A 19,521-nucleotide genomic window follows, 5' to 3' on the forward strand; every position below is an offset into this window, starting at 1 on the left:
GTAATCCCCAGGAGCGGCAATGAGCCAGAATCTACAGAACATCAGCAGCGGCGAACAACAACGTGCGCTATGGCTGAGCACCTTCGCCTTCACCGTGTGTTTCGCGGTGTGGATGATCTTCGCCATCATCGGTATCCAGATCAGCGAGCAGCTGGGCTTGAACGACACCCAGTTCGGTCTGCTGATCGCCACGCCGGTATTGACCGGCTCGGTGATCCGCGTCTTCCTCGGCATCTGGTCCGACCAGTTCGGCGGCCGCAAGGTGATGACCTTGGTGATGCTGTGCGGCGCGGTCGCGACCTGGCTGCTGACCTATGCGCAGACCTATCCACAGTTCCTGCTGGCGGCCTTGTTCGTCGGTATCGCCGGCGGCAATTTCTCGGTCGGCGTCACCTATGTGTCCAAGTGGTTCCCACCGGAGAAGCAGGGCACCGCGTTGGGCATCTTCGGTGCCGGCAACATCGGCTCGGCGGTGACCAAGCTGCTGGCGCCGTTGGTGATGGTGGCCTCTGGCTGGATGATGGTGGCCAAGCTGTGGGCGGTCGGTCTGGCGGTTACCGCCATCCTATTCTATCTGTTCAGCAAGGAAGATCCCTCGCTGGAAGACCGCCGCCGCAGCGGCGTCAAACCGATGTCCTTCGCCGAGCAGATGGCACCGCTGAAGAACCTGCAGGTATGGCGCTTCTCGCTGTACTACTTCTTCGTGTTCGGCGGTTTCGTCGCGCTGGCACTGTGGCTGCCGCACTACCTTGTCGGTGCCTACGGCATGGACGTGGGCACGGCCGGCGTACTGGCTGCGTGTTATTCGATCCCGGCCAGCCTGTTCCGGGTGGTGGGTGGCTGGATGTCCGACCGCATCGGTGCACGCCGGGTGATGTACTGGACGCTGGGGGTGTCGGTGATCTGTACCTTCATCCTGGCCTATCCGGATACCCGCTACATCGTGCAGGGCATACACGGCGAGATCAGCTTCCATCTGGCGATCAGCGTGACCATGTTCACCGTGCTGGTGTTCGTGCTCGGCTTCTTCATGTCGCTGGGCAAGGCCGCGGTCTACAAGCACATTCCGGTCTATTACCCGCAGCATGTGGGCTCGGTTGGTGGCGTGGTCGGCATGATCGGCGGCCTTGGCGGCTTCATCCTGCCAATCGTCTTTGGCGCCTTGAACGATGCGCTGGGCATCTGGAGCAGCTGCTTCATGCTGCTGTTCGTGCTGGTCAGCATCTCCCTGGCCTGGATGCATTTCGCCATCCGGCGGATGGAGCGTCGCAACTTCCCGCAGCTCGATCGCGAGACCGATCTACCCGAAGCCATTGATGCCGGAGCAGCGGAGAAACAGCGCCGCGCTTGATCCAGATCAGTGAAAACCGGCGGTCGCTACGCGAGGATGCTTGCATGTCAGTAGAGACCGCCGGGATGGATGACGCCACATTGCATGTTGCACTGCTGCAGCAACCCGCGCACGTGCTGTTCCCGGCGCCGGCGGAGCTGAGCCCGGGCTTTGCCGAGGCCGGTTGGCGTGCAGCCATGCAGGCCAGCAACGAGCATCTGATTCCACGTGCGCTGACCTTGGGCTTCTGTGCGCCGCCGCATGACCTGGAGCGCGCCGAGAACGTCCTCGATGCGCTGCTGGTATGCCTGCGTCTGCACGCCGACATGCTGGCCAGCGACCGCGAAGTGGCGGCGATGGTGCTGCAGCCCGGCATCGTCGAGCATCTGCCGCCCGCCCTGCTGGGCCGCCTGTTGGACGCGGTGCCGGAGCAGCTGTGCACCATCGCCCGGCCGCAGGTCGAGGTGCGTCTGGATGCGGCCAGCGATGTCGCGCCGGCTTCACTGCGTGAGGTCGGCTGCACCCGGATGACGGTGATCGACCACGCTGGTGTGGACGGGCCGGCAATGTTGGCGCAAGCCCAGCAGGCCGGGTTCACCGCCTGCTATTACCAGCTGCGTGTGCCCTGCTACGCCGATGTGTCGTTCCTGCAGCGGCTGCAGCGGGTAGTGGAGCTGGCACCCGAGCGTATCGTCCTGCCGTCGCCAGCCCTGCTGCCCGAGTACCCATTGCCGACGGACTGGCTGCAGGCATGGCGGCTGCTGCGTGCAGCAGGCTACCTGCCGCTGGGCGGCGATCACTACCAACGGCCGGACCTGCCAATGCCGCTGCGCAACGGCGACGGTCAGCGTCATTGCGATCTGCTCGGGGTACCGCGCCGCGAGCGGCATGACCTGCTCGGCATAGGCGTTGGCGCCTGCAGCCAGATCGGCGATGTCATCTGCCGCATCGAGCCCGAGCCGAGCCATTGGCGCGCCTGCCTGGTGGTTGGCCAGCCGGGCATTTCCTCCGGGCTTATTCTTTCAGAGCATGAACGCATGACCGATGAGGTGGTGCAGAGCTTGGCCTGCGACCACGCATTGGACATGCGCGCCTTCGAATGGCGCAACGCACAGCCATTCGACGCCTGTTTCGAGCATGCGTGGAGCCGCGTCGCCATGTTCATCGAACGTGGTTGGCTGCGCCGTGACGGCGACATGCTGTTGATCCAGAACGAAGGTGAGCTGCTGTGGCGTATGATCGCAGCGTGCTTCCGCCCCTTGGCCGCTGTTGCTTGAAAACGGAATGACGTCACCTACACCCCCACCGCGCGGTCCCTTGGGCACCGCGACGCCGAATCCAGCCGCTGCCGGCGACGGTGACGCGCTGCATTTCTGCACGACCTGTGCGTTCTCCGATGCCTGCAGCTCGCAGGGCTATGACAAGACTGCGCTGAATGAGCTGCACGTGATGGTCGATCACGTTGGGCCCTACCATGCGGGCGATTACATCTTCCGTGCGGGCGAGCCCTTCGATTCCATCGCTGCGGTACGCGCCGGCATGGTCAAGACCTTTGTCGATGACAGCCTCGGCAACGAGCAGGTGCTGGGCTTTGCCTTGCCCGGTGAAGTCATCGGCTTGAACGCCATCCATGGTTCGCGCTATCCCTGCAATGCGGTGGCACTGGATACCGTGCATCTGTGCCGTATCTCGTTTCCGCGCATCAGCATGCTGGCCAGCCGCATGCCCGGCCTGCAAGCCAAGCTGTTCAGCCTGCTCAGTGCCGAGATCGGCAAGGCGGCGCTGCTGGCCGCCAATTACCGTACCGAGGAGCGCATGGCCGCGTTCCTGCTGGATATCTCCAACCGCTACGCGCGGCGCGGCTTCTCGGCACACCGCTTCAACCTGACCATGACCCGCACCGAGATCGCCAATTACCTGCGCATGGCGCCGGAAACCGCCAGCCGGGTGCTGCGGCGCTTGAGCGACGAAGAAGTCATCGCGGTGAAGCAGCGCGAGATCATCCTGCTGCAACCGGAGCGTCTGGCGTTGATGGCGGCCACCGATGACGCAAGCGAATGATGCCCAACCGAGGAAGCATGCATGAACAAGCTGTGGGCGTTGTTGTTGCTGGCTGCCACGCTGCCGGCAAGCGCTGCTGAACTGACGGTCTCCGCTGCTTCCAGCCTGACTGAAAGCTTTCGCGAGATTTCCGCTGCGTATGAGAAGGCCAACCCGGGCACGAAGGTTGATCTGAACTTCGCCGCCTCCGGCACCTTGCTGCAGCAGATCGCGCGCGGCGCGCCGGTCGATGTGCTGGCCTCGGCCGACCAGACCACGATGGCGCAGGCCAACACCGAAGGTCTGATTGATCCAACGACACAGCACGTATTCGCCCAGAACAGCCTGTGGGTGGTGGTGCCGCCGCAGGCCAGCAACAAACCGACCACGTTGGCGGCACTGGCCAGGGCTGATGTGAAGCGCGTCGCCATCGGCAACCCCGACAGCGTGCCGGTTGGTCGCTATGCACGCGGCGCGCTGCAGCAGGCCGGTTTGTGGCCGGCAGTGCAGGCCAAGATGATCAGCACCCAGAACGTGCGGCAGTCACTGGACTACGTGGCGCGCGGTGAGGTGGACGCAGGCTTTGTCTACGCCACCGACGCACAGGCGATGAGCGAGCGCGTACAGCGCGCCTTCCAGGTGCCGGTTGCCGGCGGTATCAGCTATCCGCTGGCAATGGTCAAGACCAGCCGCAATGCCGCCGAAGCCAAGCGCTTCATCGCCTTCGTGCGCTCGGCGCCGGGCCAGGCGATTCTGCACAGGCACGGATTCGGCAGCCCTTGATGGTGGATCTGGACTGGAGCGCGTTGTGGTTGTCGCTGAAGGTGGCCGGCTGGGCGACCGCGATCAACCTCGTGCTCGGTGTTGGATTTGGCGCCTTGCTGGCGCGACGGCGCTTTCCCGGCCGTGAGTTGCTGGACACCATATTCACCTTGCCGATGGTGCTGCCGCCTACGGTGCTGGGCTATTACCTGCTGGTGCTGATCGGCAGCAAGGGGCCGCTTGGTGCATGGCTGGAAAACAGCTTCGGCATCAATCTTGTGTTTACCTGGCAGGCGGCGGTGATCGCTGCGGCGGTGGCGTCGTTTCCGCTGGTGTTCAAGCCGGCGCGTGCGGCCTTCGAGGATGTGGATGGGCAGTTGGAGCAGGCCGCGCGTACCTTGGGCGTGTCCGAGCTGGCGCTGTTCTTCCGGGTAACCTTGCCGCTGGCATGGCGCGGCATTCTTGCCGGCCTGTTGCTGGCGTTCGCCCGCGCGATGGGCGAGTTCGGCGCCACCATCATGGTCGCCGGCAGTATTCCCGGCCGCACCCAGACCTTGTCCATCGCCATCTACGAGGCGGTGCAGGCCGGTAACGATGGCCGCGCAAACGCCCTGGTGCTGCTGTCCTCGCTGGTCTGCATCAGCGTGCTGCTGCTCGCCGCGCGACTGGTGGGGCGGCGACAGGAGGGGGCACGCAATGTGGCTTGAACTGGATATCCGTCGCCAGCTGCAGGCAGCAGGCCAGCAGTTCCAATTGCATGCGGCGCTGCGTTGCACGCAACCCAATGTTGTGTTGTTCGGCCCGTCCGGTGCTGGCAAGAGTTTGACCTTGAAGGCGGTGGCCGGGCTGCTGCGACCAGATGCCGGTGTGATCCGCATGCACGGACAAGCGCTGTTTGATGCGGCGGCAGGTATCAACCTGTCACCGCAGCGGCGCCGTATCGGCTATGTGTTCCAGGACTACGCCTTGTTCCCGCACCTGACGGTGCGGCAGAACGTCGGCTTCGGTCTGCAGCAGGGTCTGTTGAACCCACCGCGCGGTCGTCGCATCGACGCGGTGGAACAATGGCTGCAGGCCTTCCGCATCGATCACATCGGTGACCTGTTGCCGGCGCAGATCTCCGGCGGCCAACGTCAGCGCACGGCCTTGGCACGGGCGCTGGTGACGAAGCCGCAGGCGCTGCTGCTGGATGAGCCGTTCGCGGCGCTCGATCACGCCTTGCGTGCGCATCTGCGCCAGGAGCTCGAGACGGTGCTGGACCAGACCGGTATCCCGCTGCTGCTGATCAGCCATGATCCGGAAGACGTAGACATGTTCGGCCAACAGGTGGTGCATCTGGCCGACGGCCGCGTACAGGCCTGAGCGCCGTGCCGCGCGATCTGCGCGGCTTGTTGGACGCAGTTTGCTTAGTCCGGTTTGCCATCCGCACGCGGGCGCCAGTAGATCCACCCCAACCGCAGCAACCACGGTGCAAGCACCAGCAGCCAGCCTGCGGCGGCGACGGCATGCCAACGCCAAGGATCGTCCAGCAGCGGCGCGAGGATGCGCAGCACTGCGACCAGTTGCAGGCCGAGCAGGGCGATCCAGGCGACCACCGGCATCACCAGCGCCCGCCCGGAATGGCCTTGGGTTACGCGGGTGACCATCGCCACCAGCAGGCTGCCGAACAGGCCGATCGCCAAGGCATGCAGCGGCGCGCGTTCCAGCCAGCCAACGTGGCCGGCGAGGGCGGCGATGTCCTGCAGCAGATACAACAGCATCGCCAATGGCCACCACGCCAGCCCGTAAAACAGCACGCTCAACAGCGGCGGCTTTGGTCCGCGCGGCCACCAACGCCACAGCGAATACAGTGACAACAGCAGCAGGCCGGCGTCGGCCAACAGTGTGACCAGTGGCAGCAGCAGCGATTCGCCGAGCAGGTGCAACAGGGACAGCGCCCACAGGATCGCCAGCCATTGCGGCGGCCGCCACGCCTGGTAACCCGGCACCACATTGCCGGCGAAGAACGGAAACATGCGATGGGCGACGCTGGCGTAGATTGGCAGCAACAGTCCGAAGGTACCGATCGAAACGCTCAGTGCCTGCCAGCGGATATCGCCGCCTGCGGCGGCGATAGCGAAGCAGAGCAGGCCTATCCAGCCCATCAGCAAGCCGGACCAGCACGACCACGCATGCCAGGTGCGGCCTTTCTCCTGCAGCAGCAAACGGCCGAGTGCGACCAGGCCGAACGCCCAACCCAGCACCGCCAACAGCAGGGCCAGCCACACTCCCGGCTGCCAGCCGAGACTGGCAGCAAGCAGCGCGATCTGCGCACCGAACAGGCCGCCGCCAACGCACGCGTACTGCCAACGCGGAAGTGCAGACAATCCCATCCAGCGCGGGAACACCGTCAGCAGGAAGCCGAAGATGAAACTGGGCAATACCAGGTATTGCATCCACAGCCCGTGCAGCCAGGCCGGCGGCAAGCCGGGCGCTGGCAGGGGGTTGCCCAGCTGCAACCCGCCCAGCCACAACGCCCACCAGCCCATCGCCAGGCCGAGGTTGCAGACACCAATGAAGAACAGCAGCCGGTGCGGCGTGTTGAAGATGTGCAGGCGGGTGGGAGTGGTGTTCACGACGAAAGTATCCGTCCGCTGGAAGCCGGCTGTACTGATCAATGTCAACGTCGGTGACGGCAGGTGGAACCCCAGGCAGGGATACCCAAAAAATCAAAACCGGTGCTGCAACGCAGCGTCGTCGTTCCGGCCAGCGTCGTCTGGGGTGTTGTGCAGGCCAGCCTGCCTGTTGCGTGCATCCAGTGTTTTATCCGTAGAGCGCGGGCATATCCCAATTCAGCGTCATGTGCGGGATCTGCCATATGAAATCCTTACGTCATAGTGCGCTTGACAGCGTTTTTTTCTCGGCTATATCTTTGCCGAACCGGGCACAACTGCATCAACGTCGATGTGGGTGTGCCAACCAGATTGAGTAACAAGAGCAAATGGGCTCTCCCGGAATTCTCCGGGAGGGCCTTTTTTTGTCCGAAAAAAACCATCAGGAGAGGCAAATCATGCGTCATGGTGATATTTCCAGCAGTGATGACACGGTTGGCGTAGCGGTAGTCAACTACAAGATGCCGCGCCTGCACACGCGTGCAGAGGTATTGGCCAATGCACAGAAGATCGCCGACATTGTTGTTGGCATGAAGCAGGGCCTGCCAGGCATGGACCTGGTGATCTTTCCGGAATACAGCCTGCAGGGAATCATGTACGACCCGGCCGAAATGATGGAAACCGCGGTTTCCGCACCGGGCGTGGAGACAGAGCTGCTTGCCAGCGCGTGTCGCAAGGCCAATACCTGGGGCGTGTTCTCGCTTACCGGTGAGCGCCATGAGGAACACCCGAACAAGACGCCTTACAACACCCTTGTGCTGATCAACAACAAGGGCGAGATCGTGCAGAAGTACCGCAAGATCATTCCGTGGTGCCCGATCGAAGGCTGGTACCCGGGCGGCCAGACGTATGTCAGTGACGGCCCGAAGGGCATGAAGATCAGCATGATCATCTGTGACGACGGTAATTACCCGGAGATCTGGCGGGATTGTGCGATGAAGGGTGCCGAGCTGATCGTGCGCTGCCAGGGCTATATGTATCCAGCAAAAGAGCAGCAGGTCTTGATGGCCAAGGCAATGGCCTGGGCGAACAACAGCTACGTTGCCGTGGCCAATGCGGCAGGTTTCGATGGGGTCTATTCCTACTTTGGGCACTCCGCGATCATCGGCTTCGATGGTCGTACGCTGGGCGAGTGCGGTGAGGAGGAGATGGGCATCCAGTACGCGCAGTTGTCGGTGTCGCAGATACGCGATGCGCGTGCCAATGATCAATCGCAGAACCATCTGTTCAAGCTGCTGCACCGTGGTTACACCGGCTTGCAGAACTCAGGAGAGGGCGACAAAGGCCTGGCCGAGTGCCCGTTCGAGTTCTACAAGACCTGGGTCAACGATGCGGAGCAAGCCAGGGAAAACGTTGAAAAGATGACCCGGTCCACGGTAGGCGTGGCGCAATGCCCGGTTGGGCGTCTGCCTTACGAGGCAAAGGAAAAAGAGGCCTGAAACCAGCGGAAACAAGCGTGATGCGCTGTTGCCGCAATGCGGCCGGCAACAGCGCAGTTGCGCCTTGTCCTGCAACTGCACAAGGAGTGAAGCAATGCCGTTTCTAACCGATATGCTGGAGCAGACCCAGCGCAAGCGCGCGCTGGACGGCGTACTTTCCGTCGAGAACAGGGCCCCGGACGGCCTTGTCCAAGCGCACCTGTGCGCAAGCAGTTCGCTGGAGAGCCGGTATCGCTTCGATATCGGCGTCATCATGGCCAGCCTGCGCAGCGAGATCCTGGGCCAGGACGCAGCACTACAGTCGGTCGAGGACATGCTCAAAGTGGTGCGTGCGGATATCACCGACCCGCGCCGGCCACTGTTCACCGCGTTGTTTCTGGGGCCAACCGGCGTGGGTAAGACCGAAATCGTGCGGGCGCTGGCCCGTGCACTGCACGGCGATGCCGATGCGTTCTGCAGGGTAGATATGAATACCTTGTCGCAGGAGCACTACGCCGCCGCGCTGAGCGGCGCACCCCCTGGCTACGTCGGCGCCAAGGAAGGAACCACGCTGCTGGACCAGGAAAAGCTGGAGGGTAGTGTTGGCCGTCCCGGAATCATGCTGTTCGACGAGCTGGAAAAGGCCAGTCCGCAGGTAGTGCAGACGCTGCTGAACGTGCTCGACAACGGGATGCTGACGGTGGCGTCCGGCGAGCGTACCTACAGTTTCCGCAATACCTTGATCTTCATGACCAGCAATCTTGCCGCACACGAAATACAGCGCTACGACCAGCGCCGTACAGGCTGGCGAGGTCTCATCCGCGGAGCGACGGCGGCGTCGCGCCAACGTGCCGTGGACGGCCTGGTGCGCGCCAGGCTGCTGAAGGCATTCGCACCTGAGTTCATCAACCGGATCGACAAGGTCATCACTTTCAATTGGATAGAGCAGGGTGTTGCCGAACAGTTGGCCGCGCTTGAGGTCAAACGGCTCAATCGACGCCTGCAGAAACATGGCTGCGCGTTGGAAGTGACGCCGCCGGTGCTGGCCAGGGTCATCGCCAAGGGCTTCGACAGGCAGTTTGGCGCGCGTGCGCTTCGTCGCAGCATGCGCCAGCATCTGGAGGTGCCGCTGGCCGGTTACCTTATCGATCACCATGCCCGGACAACGGCAACTGCGAACATCGTTTACCTGGCCGTGCTCGAGCACGGTGAGGTCCACTTTCTGCGCCGCTGAGCGACGCCAAACCGGGAGCAGTGCAGCATGGCAAAAACCAGCGACCAGCCGAGCTTGGGGCTTCTGTTTTCCGAGACAGGCGTTACTGCCGATATCGAGCGCTCTCAACGGCATGGTGCGCTGCTGGCGGTCGATCAGCTCAATCGTGAAGGTGGCGTCGAAGGGCGTGCCATCGAGGTGCTTTCGCGTGATCCAGGCGGGGATCCCGACCGCTACCGGCTATATGCGGAAGACCTCATCCGCAATCATGGGCTGCGGATGTTGGTGGGCTGCTACATGTCGCACACGCGCAAGGCGGTGATGCCGGTGGTGGAGCGCATGGACGCGCTGCTGTGCTTTCCAACGCCGTACGAAGGTTTCGAGTACTCGCCAAACATCATCTACGGCGGCCCAGCGCCCAACCAGAACAGCGCGCCATTGGCGGCGTACCTGATCCGCCATTACGGCGAGCGGGTGGTATTCATAGGCTCGGACTACATCTATCCGCGCGAAAGCAATCATGTCATGCGGCATCTCTATCGGCAGCATGGTGGCAAGGTGCTGGAGGAGATCTATATCCCCCTGTATCCCTCCGACGAGGACCTTGCGCATGCGGTGGAACGCATCGTCAGGGCCAGGGCCGACGTGGTGTTCTCGACGGTGGTTGGTATCGGCACCGCAGCGCTGTACCGGGCCATGGCGCGACGCTACGGGGATGCGCCGCGGCCGCCCATCGCCAGCCTGACCACCAGTGAGGCCGAAGTGGCCAGGATGGGCGCGGATGTGGCAGAAGGCCACGTAGTGGTAGCGCCCTATTTCTCCAGCATTGATACGGCGGAGAACCGAGCGTTCGTGAGCGCTTGCCAGGCAACGTTTCCGCCGGGGGTAAGCATCACCGCTTGGGCCGAGGCGGCCTACACCCAGACGCTGATGCTCGGCCGCGCAATGCAGAAGGCAGGCAGCTGGCGGGTGGAGGATGTACAGCCGGAGCTGTACGGGTTACGAATCTCTGCGCCCCAAGGTGAGGTATGGGTAGAGCCGCAGAACAATCACAGTCATCTTGCCGCACGCATTGCCGAGATAGACAGCAGCGGCACCTTCCAGGTCAAGTGGCAATCGCCGGAGCCGATCCGCCCGGATCCCTATGTTGTGGTTCACAACCTGGATGACTGGTCGACCAGCATGGATGGGAGCGTGCCGGCATGAGTGCTTCCACCATCCTGGCAAGCTTGCGCGAGCTGCAGGTGATGGTGCTCAGCCCGCCATCTGAAGTGAGTGACACGCTGGTGTTGCAGCTGATCCGTATCGGCTGCTCGGTGCGTAACTGTTGGCCACCACCCAAGCGCTTCGATGTGGCGGTGGATGTCATTTTCACCGGCATCTTCCAGAACAGGCACCACGAGGACATCAGTGCGCTGATTGCGAGCGGTCAACCCAGCACCACGGTGCTGGCCCTGGTTGAGTACGAGAGCCCGGCGGTGCTCTCGCAGATCATCGAGCTGGAGTGTCATGGCGTGATCATCCTGCCATTGGATGCGCATCGAGTGCTGCCATCGCTGGTTTCCGCACGGCGAGTCAGTGGTGAGCTGCTGAAGCTCAAACAGAAAAATACCCAGCTGCAGGAAAAGCTCGCCAGCCAAGCGGACATCAATCGCGCCAAGGTGCTGCTGATGAGCCGCCATGGTTGGGAGGAGGGCCAAGCCCACGCATGGTTGTCGCAGGAGGCGATGAAGCAGCGCGAGTCGATCCAGAAGATTGCACAAGATGTGGTGAAAGCTACAAATCCGGCGGTACGCCGCCCTGATGACAGCAGGAGTTGATCATGATGCTTGGGCTGATATTGCTCTACGTGGGTGCGGTGCTGTTTGTAAACGGCGTGTGGCTGATGGACCGTATCAGCGGCAAGGAGGTGGCGGTCATCAATAGCCTGGTGGGCGGCCTGAGTTTGTTGGTGGCGCTGTATACGATCTTCGTTATCGTCGATGTAAAGAGCGGCGCCTTCACCTTGCTGTTTGCCTTTACCTATCTGTGGGTGGCGGCCAACCAGCTGATGGGCAACGACGGCAGGGGGCTGGGCTGGTTCTGCCTGTTTGTCAGCATCACTGCTGCCACCGAGGCGGTGCGGACGTTTGCCGCACTGGATGGCGTGTTCGGGCTATGGAATGCGATCAACTGGAGTGCATGGACGGCGCTTTGGTTCAGCTATTTCCTGCTGCTGGGCTTGGCCCGCAACATCCAGAAGCCAGTGGCCGGGTTCACCGTGTTGTGCGGGGTATTCACTGGGTGGTTGCCGGGATTGCTGATACTGGGCCAGGTGATCAAGCTCTGAGCGCGGCCACCGGGGATGGTGGCCGATTGGCAGGCTTCCATTCGCCATGCCTTTGCGGCAACACTGCATTGGGCAGCCACCTGTTCCTGCGGGGAAGCGCAATGATGTTCCGAAGCCGCATCAATGTCTGGTCGGTGGTACGCCGGGTCGCGCTGGCAGTCGCGCTCGGGTCGCTGGCCGGGCTCGCCTTGCCAGGCACGGCGGTCGCCGCCGATGAAGCAGCGCAGGTTGAAGGGCCGGTTCCGGCGACGGCGCGTTATTACAATCGCGACATACTTACCTTCCGCGGCGCTTTCATGGGCCGCTCGCCACTGCAGCGGGCGCAGGTCACCGAGTTCAACATCAAGCGGATCGTTGAGGAGCCCGGCATGCCCGGCGTCAGCTTCAACGACACCGCCGATGGCGCGATCCTGCTGCTCGGCGGCGAGGTCGTCACCATCATCACCCCCGCCGACGTGGATGCTGCACAGGGCCAGAGCCTGGGTCAGGTGCGTGAGGAAGTTCGCAGCCGGCTGGGTGATGCGGTTGCCGCTGCCGAACGTGAGCGGGCGCCTGGGCGGGTGCTTCGCGGTGTGCTGTACAGCCTTGTCGCTACGCTGTTGGCGGGCGCATTGATCTGGTTGCTGGCATGGGCTGCGCGCAGGCTGCGTGCGGCGATGCTGGCATGGGTTGGAAAGCGAGCGAGTGCGTTGCACAGCGCGCCGGTCAAGCAGATGCTGCACGGGGCAAATGCTTTGGCCGACTGGCTGTCGCGTGCGGTGCTGCTGGTGGCGGTGCTGGTGTTGGCAGAGGAATGGCTGCGCTACGTGTTCCACCAGTTCGATTACACCCAACCCTGGGCCACGGCGATGACGGTGTGGCTCGCCGCCCAGGCCAAAGCCTGGTTGTGGGCGGGTGTGGCAGCGATTCCGGGGCTGGTCACCGCGATCATCATTTTCCTGTTGGCGCGCTTGGCCAGCCAGATCGTTGGCATGCTGTTCCGCGGCGTACAGAACGGGCGCTTCCAGATTTTTGGCATCGACCGCCAGTTGGCCGAGCCCAGCCGCAAGCTCACGGTGGCAGGCATCTGGCTGTTCGCACTGGCGATGGCCTATCCGTATCTGCCCGGCTCCAGCAGCGACGCGTTCAAGGGCTTGAGCGTATTGCTGGGCGTGATGATCTCGCTGGGCGGCTCCAGCATCGTTGGCCAGGCCGCGGCCGGCTTCACCCTGCTCTATGCACGGACAATGTCGGTCGGTGATCTGGTCAAGCTTGCCGATGTCGAAGGCCAGGTGCTGCAGATCGGCTTGTTTACCACCCGCATCCGCACCATCACCGGGGTGGAAGTCAGTCTGCCCAACATGCATGTGCTCAGCGGCAAGCTGCTGAACTACTCGCGCGACCCACAAGCAGCGGGCATGTGGCTGGAGACCAGCATCACCATCGGTTACGACACGCCGTGGCGACAGGTGCATAGGCTGTTGCTGGAGGCTGCGGGCAAGACCGCGCATGTGCAGCGGGTCCCGGCCGCGCATGTGCTGCAGACCGCGCTGAACGATTTCTACGTTGCCTATGTCCTGCGCGTGCACGTCATTCAGCTGCCGCTGCGTGCGCAGATACTCAGTGAGCTGCATGCCAACATCCAGGATGCGTTCAACGCCGCCGGGGTGCAGATCATGTCGCCCAACTACATCGCCGACCCGGAGCTGCCGAAGATCGTGCCGCCGGACGATTGGGACCCGAAAGGCCCCGCTTCGTGATCGTCTGGCCGGCGTTACGCGCCTGAACAGTCAGCGCGCATGACTGACATGTGCCGGGCGTAAGCTTGCCGGAAAACGCGATGCAGCAGCCGCAACGGCTTGCTGCGGCGCTGGTTTGACGCGCTGCCGCAAGGCCTTTCCGCAGCCGCTCGCTAAACTACTTTCATTTGCAACGGAGGTGGTATGACTGGTTTTCGTCCGGTGTCGCTGATTGGCGTGCCTACCGATGTGGGTGCTGGTGCGCGCGGTGCGCGGCTTGGCCCGGAGGCGCTGCGCATTGCCGGCTTGCCTGAGGCGTTGGTCGAGCGCGGTGTGGAAGTGCGTGATATCGGCAACCTCGACGGCCCGCGCAATCCGTGGACCGGCCCGGTGCAGGGCTACCGCCATCTCGATGAAGTGGTGGCGTGGAACCATGCGCTGATGGAGGCGACCTATGCTGAGCTGAATGAAGGGCGCCTGCCGATCATGCTCGGTGGCGACCACTGCCTGGGCGTGGGTTCGATCACCGCGGTTGCGCGCTGGTGCCGTGAGCAGGGCAAGCAGTTGCGCGTGCTGTGGCTGGATGCACACTCGGACTTCAATACCTCCGATGTCACTCCGTCCGGCAACATCCACGGCATGCCGGTGGCCTGCCTGTGCGGCCTGGGCCCGGAAGGCCTGACCCATCTGGGCGGCAGCGCCCCGGCGATCGCACCGTGGCAGGTGCACCAGATCGGCATCCGCTCGGTGGACCCGGAAGAGAAGCGCTTGATCAAGCAGCACCGTGTGGACGTGTACGACATGCGCCATATCGACGAAGCCGGCATGAAGCGCACGATCGAAGCCGCGCTGCATGGCGTTGATGCCAATACCCATCTGCACGTGAGTTTCGATGTGGATTTCCTCGACCCCAGCATCGCCCCGGGTGTTGGCACCACGGTGCCCGGCGGCGTCAATTATCGCGAGGCGCAGCTGGTGATGGAGATGATCGCCGACACCGGCCTGATGGGCTCGCTGGACATCGTCGAACTGAATCCGCTGCTCGATCACCAGAACCGCACCGCCGAGCTGGCCGTGGACCTGGTGGAAAGCCTGTTCGGCAAATCCACCTTGATGCGTGATTAACGTTTGATCGACATCGCTGAACGTGTGCTGCGCGGTTTCACGCGGAGCACACGGCCCAGCCGCCAGATTCGTCTTCACACGCGGAATGCCTGTCGCCGGCTCCTCGGCACGACTTCCGCCTTATCAGTGAGGAGACGATCAACAATGAAGCGATTACTGATGTTGGCCCTGGTGGGTGCGTTCTCGGTTGGCATGCTCAGCGGCTGCAACACCATGGCCGGCGCTGGCAAGGACATGCAGAAGGCGGGGGAAAAGGTCGAAGACAAGGCGCAGGACTGTAAAGACGGCAAGTGCTGATGAACGCGCGGTCCCTTGCGGGCCGCACCGATGGAACCACCACAGGAGAATCACATGAAGCGTTTGGTCGCCCTGATGTTGTTGTCGCTGTTCTCAGTCGCGGTGCTGTCTGGCTGCAACACGGTTGCCGGTGCCGGCAAAGACGTGCAGAAGGTGGGCGAGAAAGTTGAAGGTGCTGCCAAGGGGCATTGATCCGGCAGCACCATCCAGATGAATGAAGAGGCCGGCATCGCCGGCCTTTTTCATGCCTGGGTTTGCTAGCTGAAGCGATGTTCACCAAGGTCAGCAGCACACAACGAATCATGGACCTGATGCCAACGGCGCGGCAGCGAAGGTGGTCCCACGCGAATCAACCGCGTATCCCCCGGAGGAGCAGCGTAATGAACAAAGACATCATTTCCGGCAAGTGGACCCAGCTCAAGGGCAAGGTACAGGCCAAGTGGGGCGACATCACCGACGACGATCTGAAGGTGGCTGAAGGCAACGCCGAATACCTGGCCGGTCGCCTGCAGGAACGTTATGGCTGGGCCAAGGACCGCGCCGAAACCGAAGTGCGCGACTTCCAGAAGGCGCTGCACAAGGACTATCCCGATTACCACTGATGTGGGGTGATTGAGGTAAGTGGTTTGCCTCAATCAGAAGCCGATGCCAGACCTTTGGCATCGGTTTCTTTTTGCTTTTTGTAGGAGCGGCGTAAGCCGCGAAGCAAGGGCATCATCAGATGACATGGTTGTTGAGTGCTTGAGCCGCGCCAGCTTCGCGGCTCACGCCGCTCCCACAAATCAATGGCTGTCTGGTTTCGCGGTCAACGCCCACGCGCCGGCGGATCAGGCACAAAGCCGCTGGGAGAAGGCCTGTTGCTTTTGTGGGAGCGGTGTAAGCCGCGAAGCAAGGGCATCATCAGATGACATGGTTGTTGAGTGCTTGAGCGGCGTCAGCTTCGCGGCTCACGCCGCTTCCACAAATCAATGGCTGTCTGTTTTCGCGATCAACGCCCACGCGCCGGCGGATCAGGCACAAAGCCGCTCGGGAAGGCCTGCGGCGAGTTGTCTACCCGAGGATAGCCGCGCGGCAGGATGCCCATCGCCACCAGGCGCTGACGTGAGTCATAACGCACCTCACTGACCTGCACCGGATTGCGGCTGGCACGCTCGAAGCTGGTCAGCGACGAGCTCGACCACTCACGCTCACCGTGACCGGTGCCCAGCCGCTGCCGCGACTCACTCTTGGCCGACGCACTGGGCGCAGCGGCTTCGGCCGCGCGGCTGCTGGCGCTCGCACCGGCCTGCGCACGGTCTTCGTACTGCGGCATCGGTCGCGGGGTCGGCCGCGGCATTGGCAGCGGACGCGCGTCATACACCGGCCGGCGCGCCTCGTTGAACACCGCGATGCCGATCACCCCGACATTGGCCGGGCGGCCGGTGCGGCTGGCATAGCTGTCGCTGGAGCTGGTGAACACGAACTGCGCCACCTCGGCATTGGACTTGCGCCAGCCGGTGATCTCGCTGCTCTGCCAGGGCTCCAGCACATAGCCGGACTGGCTGGGCGAGGCGGTCTGGCCGGTGATGGCATTGACCCCGTCCACCGACAGCACCACCAGCACGCGCTGGCCGCTGCGGTTCTGCATGCGCACGCTGTAGCGGTGGCCGGGGCTGCCGGCCACCCATTGCTGGCCCCGGTGCGGATACAGGTCCAGCTCCTGCCCGTCGTCGCGGTCGATCACCGACAGCTGCACCGGACCCTCATCTGCCGGCCGTACCGGGCTGAACCCGCATAGCGCGACAACCGACAACACACTGGCTAGAAAACGGTACATGGCAGGCTCCTTGGCGGGGTACGTGGCTTCAAACGGCCGGCCGCGGGCAATGGGGTTGAGGGCGGGGACAGGCTGGGGCGGTTACACTGGCCCGGTTCATCCGCTCGTCAGCTTGGTTTACATGACTACCCGCGTCCTTACCGGCATCACCCCCTCCGGCACTCCCCATCTCGGCAATTACGTCGGCGCCATCCGCCCGGCCATCGCCGCCAGCCAGGCCTCGGATATCGAGAGCTTCTTCTTCCTGGCCGACCTGCACAGCCTGATCAAGGCGCAGGAGCCCGAGCGCACCCAGCGTTCGACCCTGGAGATCGCGGCCAGCTGGCTGGCCTGCGGCCTGGACCCGGACAAGGTGTGGTTCTACCGGCAGAGCGACATCCCGGAAACCACCGAGCTGATGTGGTTCCTCACCGTGGTCGCCAGCAAGGGCATCCTCAACCGCGCCCATGCCTACAAGGCCGCGGTGGACAAGAACCGCGAGGAGCAGCTCGACGACGACGCAGGCGTCAGCGCCGGCCTGTTCATGTACCCGGTATTGATGGCCGCCGATATTCTGATCTTCAACGCCAACAAGGTGCCGGTGGGTCGTGACCAGATCCAGCACATCGAGATGGCGCGCGATTTCGCCCAACGCTTCAACCACGTCTACGGCAAGGAGTACTTCGCCCTGCCGGAAGTGATCATCGACGAACAGGTGGCCACCCTGGCCGGCCTGGACGGCCGCAAGATGAGCAAGAGCTACAGCAACACCATCCCGCTGTTCGTGCCGCGCGAAGAGCTGAAGAAGCTAGTGTTCTCCATCCTCACCGACTCGCGCATGCCCGGCGAGCCCAAGGACACCGAAGGCTCGGCGCTGTTCCAGATGTACCAGGCCTTCGCCAGCCCGGAGCAGACCGCAGCTTTCGCCAAGGCTTTTGCCGAGGGCATCAGCTGGGGCGATGCCAAGCAGCAGTTGTTCGAGCGCATCGACGCCGAACTGTCGCCGCTGCGCGAGCGCTACAACGCCTTGATGGCCGAGCCCGAAAAGATCGAAGCCATCCTGCGCAGACGCGGCCAGCAGCTGCGCGAGCAGTTCGCCATCCCGCTGTTGAAGGAACTGCGCCACGCCGTCGGCCTGCGTGACCTGTCTGCCGCGGGTGACAAGCCCAAGGCCGCCGTCGCTGCCAAGGCTGCGCTGCCGCTGTTCAAGCAGTACCGCGAGAAGGATGGCCGCTTCTACTTCAAGCTGCTCGATGGCGAAGGTGAACTGCTGATCCAGAGCGAAGGCTTTGATTCACCGCGCGATGCCGGCCAGCTGATCGCCGTGCTCAAGCAGGCCGAGCAGGGCGATGCGCTGCAGAGCGAGCTGTTCAAGGTCGAAGTAGAAGTGGAGCCGGTGCTGGCGGCATTGCGCGAGCTGCGTGAGGCTGCGGCGAAGGAATAAACCCCTGTGGAGGAGCACGTCGATGGCCTGGTTGTCGTTGTTGTTGTTTCTCCCATGGTTCTGCGTGATGGGTGCGCTGTACTGGTGGTTCCCACGCCAGCCGCGCAACCGCGCACGCACCTTGTTTGACACATCGATGCTGGTGCTGGCCCTGGTGGCCAGCATCGGCTTCATGTTGTGGGGTTACCACGTGGGTGCCACCGAGGTCGCCGAAGGCCTGTGGAAGCAGATCCTGGCCGTGCTGTACGCCTACGGCGGCTTCCTGGCAGTGATGGTGCTTGCCCTGCTGCTGCGCCCACGCGTACTGCATCACTGAACTGACGCGGCTGCGACAAAAGTCCGGGTTGAGTGGCGGCGGGACGGCTGGCAGGATCGAAGCCAGTTTCTGCCGGAGTCCCCGCATGTCTGCTGCCCATGGCATCCACACCATCGATACCGCATTCCAGCGCGATCACTTCGATGCGGCCTATCTGATCGTGCAGGACGGGCGCGGCGCGTTCGTCGACTGCGGAACCACGCATTCCTTGCCGAATCTACTGGCCTGTATTGCACAGGCAGGTTTGCAACCTGCGGACATCGATTGGTTGATCGTCACCCATGTGCATCTGGATCACGCCGGCGGTGCCGGTGCGCTGATGCAGCAGCTGCCCAATGCCAGGTTGGTCGTGCACCCGCGCGGCGCACAGCACATGATCGATCCGACCCGACTGATTGCTGGTGCTACCGCGGTGTACGGCGAAGCCGAGATCGCGCGTAGTTATGGCCAGATCGTGCCGGTGCCGGCCGCGCGTGTGGTGGTGGCGGAAGACGGACACCGGGTTTCATTGGCGGGGCGCGAGCTGGTCTGCGTGGATACACCGGGGCATGCACGCCATCACTTCTGTGTGTGGGATGCGGCCAGCCGCAGCTGGTTTACCGGCGACACGTTCGGCCTGTCGTATCGCGAGCTGGATCATGCTGGTGGTGCTTTCATCATTCCCACCTCGTCGCCGGTGCAGTTTGAGCCGGAGGCGATGCACGCCTCGATCAAGCGATTGATGCTTGAATCACCTGAAGGCATGTACCTGACCCATTACGGCCGGGTGGAAGGTACAGCACGATTGGCCAGGGAACTGCACGAGCAGATCGACGCGATGGTGGCGATCGCACAGCGCTGCAATGGCGAGCCGCAGCGGCATCGTTTGCTGGTGGATGCGCTGGGCGCGTTGTATGTGGCGCGTTTGCGATTGCAGGGCAGCCCGTTGGATGCGTCGGAGGTGCTGCGCGTGTTGGCGATGGACATCGAGCTCAACGCGCAAGGTCTTGCCTGCTGGCTGGACCGCGAGAAGCGCTGAAATCGAGCGGGTTTCCTGTAGTGGCGGGGCGATCTCAGGCGGCGGGCGGGGCGGGACCGAGCGGG

General features: G+C 63.2%; 21 protein-coding genes. 19 read left to right on the plus strand and 2 right to left on the minus strand.

Annotated features, from left to right (window positions below):
- Positions 1-19: 19 nt before the first annotated feature.
- Genes ACVOLR_RS03900 through ACVOLR_RS03925 form a run of 6 tightly spaced genes read left to right on the plus strand, consistent with a single transcriptional unit; the run spans position 20 to position 5,494 of the window.
- Positions 20-1,351 carry an MFS transporter gene (locus ACVOLR_RS03900; protein ID WP_481535276.1) on the plus strand — a complete coding sequence of 444 codons (1,332 nt, stop codon included), beginning with the start codon at positions 20-22 and terminating at the stop codon, positions 1,349-1,351.
- Between the two features lie 44 nt (positions 1,352-1,395).
- Positions 1,396-2,607, plus strand: coding sequence for an oxygen-independent coproporphyrinogen III oxidase (locus ACVOLR_RS03905; protein WP_481535277.1), 1,212 nt, complete (start codon positions 1,396-1,398; stop codon positions 2,605-2,607).
- Between the two features lie 7 nt (positions 2,608-2,614).
- On the plus strand, positions 2,615-3,391 hold the full coding sequence (locus tag ACVOLR_RS03910) for a helix-turn-helix domain-containing protein (protein ID WP_481531238.1): 777 nt from the start codon (positions 2,615-2,617) through the stop codon (positions 3,389-3,391).
- Positions 3,392-3,412: 21 nt separating this feature from the next.
- Positions 3,413-4,153, plus strand: a complete 741-nt coding sequence (gene modA, locus ACVOLR_RS03915; protein WP_481535278.1) for a molybdate ABC transporter substrate-binding protein — start codon at positions 3,413-3,415, stop codon at positions 4,151-4,153.
- 2 nt (positions 4,154-4,155) lie between these two features.
- Complete coding sequence (modB, locus tag ACVOLR_RS03920; protein WP_481535296.1) at positions 4,156-4,839, plus strand: molybdate ABC transporter permease subunit; 684 nt, start codon at positions 4,156-4,158, stop codon at positions 4,837-4,839.
- Complete coding sequence (locus ACVOLR_RS03925; RefSeq protein ID WP_481535279.1) at positions 4,829-5,494, plus strand: sulfate/molybdate ABC transporter ATP-binding protein; 666 nt, start codon at positions 4,829-4,831, stop codon at positions 5,492-5,494. The genes modB and ACVOLR_RS03925 overlap by 11 nt, the downstream gene beginning before the upstream one ends.
- Before the next feature lie 44 nt (positions 5,495-5,538).
- On the opposite strand, the gene ACVOLR_RS03930 is transcribed toward ACVOLR_RS03925, so the two are convergent.
- The gene (locus ACVOLR_RS03930) at positions 5,539-6,747 is read right to left on the minus strand and encodes an NnrS family protein (protein ID WP_481535280.1); all 1,209 of its coding nucleotides are present in this window, start codon (positions 6,745-6,747) and stop codon (positions 5,539-5,541) included.
- Between the two features lie 434 nt (positions 6,748-7,181).
- On the opposite strand from ACVOLR_RS03930, the gene ACVOLR_RS03935 reads away from it, so the two are divergent.
- The 10 genes from ACVOLR_RS03935 to ACVOLR_RS03980 all read left to right on the plus strand — a co-directional run bounded on the left by ACVOLR_RS03935 (position 7,182) and on the right by ACVOLR_RS03980 (position 15,485).
- Positions 7,182-8,222, plus strand: coding sequence for an aliphatic amidase (locus tag ACVOLR_RS03935; RefSeq protein WP_481535281.1), 1,041 nt, complete (start codon positions 7,182-7,184; stop codon positions 8,220-8,222).
- Positions 8,223-8,316: 94 nt separating this feature from the next.
- Complete coding sequence (locus ACVOLR_RS03940) at positions 8,317-9,435, plus strand: AAA family ATPase (RefSeq protein WP_481535282.1); 1,119 nt, start codon at positions 8,317-8,319, stop codon at positions 9,433-9,435.
- 27 nt (positions 9,436-9,462) lie between these two features.
- The gene (gene amiC, locus ACVOLR_RS03945; protein WP_481535283.1) at positions 9,463-10,620 is read left to right on the plus strand and encodes an aliphatic amidase expression-regulating protein AmiC; all 1,158 of its coding nucleotides are present in this window, start codon (positions 9,463-9,465) and stop codon (positions 10,618-10,620) included.
- Entirely contained in the window at positions 10,617-11,234 is a 618-nt protein-coding gene (locus ACVOLR_RS03950; RefSeq protein WP_481535284.1) for an ANTAR domain-containing response regulator, read from the plus strand. Before amiC ends, ACVOLR_RS03950 begins: the two co-directional genes overlap by 4 nt.
- A 2-nt stretch (positions 11,235-11,236) precedes the next feature.
- Complete coding sequence (locus ACVOLR_RS03955) at positions 11,237-11,743, plus strand: AmiS/UreI family transporter (protein WP_481535285.1); 507 nt, start codon at positions 11,237-11,239, stop codon at positions 11,741-11,743.
- Positions 11,744-11,844: 101 nt separating this feature from the next.
- Positions 11,845-13,482, plus strand: a complete 1,638-nt coding sequence (locus ACVOLR_RS03960) for a mechanosensitive ion channel family protein (RefSeq protein ID WP_481535286.1) — start codon at positions 11,845-11,847, stop codon at positions 13,480-13,482.
- A 183-nt stretch (positions 13,483-13,665) separates the two neighbouring features.
- Positions 13,666-14,586 (plus strand): arginase, encoded by a 921-nt coding sequence (gene rocF / locus ACVOLR_RS03965; RefSeq protein WP_481535287.1) that lies wholly within the window; start codon positions 13,666-13,668, stop codon positions 14,584-14,586.
- Positions 14,587-14,730: 144 nt separating this feature from the next.
- Positions 14,731-14,883 (plus strand): entericidin A/B family lipoprotein, encoded by a 153-nt coding sequence (locus tag ACVOLR_RS03970; RefSeq protein WP_481512942.1) that lies wholly within the window; start codon positions 14,731-14,733, stop codon positions 14,881-14,883.
- A 54-nt stretch (positions 14,884-14,937) separates the two neighbouring features.
- A complete protein-coding gene (locus tag ACVOLR_RS03975; RefSeq protein WP_481510314.1) occupies positions 14,938-15,075 on the plus strand; it encodes an entericidin A/B family lipoprotein in 138 nt (45 codons plus the stop codon).
- Between the two features lie 188 nt (positions 15,076-15,263).
- Complete coding sequence (locus tag ACVOLR_RS03980; protein ID WP_481515056.1) at positions 15,264-15,485, plus strand: CsbD family protein; 222 nt, start codon at positions 15,264-15,266, stop codon at positions 15,483-15,485.
- Between the two features lie 386 nt (positions 15,486-15,871).
- Here ACVOLR_RS03980 and ACVOLR_RS03985 read toward each other — a convergent pair whose 3' ends face one another.
- Positions 15,872-16,699: a hypothetical protein gene (locus ACVOLR_RS03985; protein WP_481535288.1), complete on the minus strand. Its 828-nt coding sequence runs from the start codon at positions 16,697-16,699 to the stop codon at positions 15,872-15,874.
- 121 nt (positions 16,700-16,820) lie between these two features.
- Between ACVOLR_RS03985 and ACVOLR_RS03990 the strand changes: the two genes are divergently transcribed.
- From ACVOLR_RS03990 to ACVOLR_RS04000, 3 genes are all read left to right on the plus strand, one after another.
- The gene (locus tag ACVOLR_RS03990; RefSeq protein WP_481535289.1) at positions 16,821-18,122 is read left to right on the plus strand and encodes a tryptophan--tRNA ligase; all 1,302 of its coding nucleotides are present in this window, start codon (positions 16,821-16,823) and stop codon (positions 18,120-18,122) included.
- A gap of 22 nt (positions 18,123-18,144) precedes the next feature.
- Positions 18,145-18,438: a hypothetical protein gene (locus tag ACVOLR_RS03995; protein ID WP_481535290.1), complete on the plus strand. Its 294-nt coding sequence runs from the start codon at positions 18,145-18,147 to the stop codon at positions 18,436-18,438.
- A gap of 85 nt (positions 18,439-18,523) precedes the next feature.
- The gene (locus tag ACVOLR_RS04000) at positions 18,524-19,456 is read left to right on the plus strand and encodes an MBL fold metallo-hydrolase (protein WP_481535291.1); all 933 of its coding nucleotides are present in this window, start codon (positions 18,524-18,526) and stop codon (positions 19,454-19,456) included.
- Positions 19,457-19,521: the final 65 nt, after the last annotated feature.

It is taken from the genome of Stenotrophomonas sp. STEN030 (assembly GCF_056759995.1).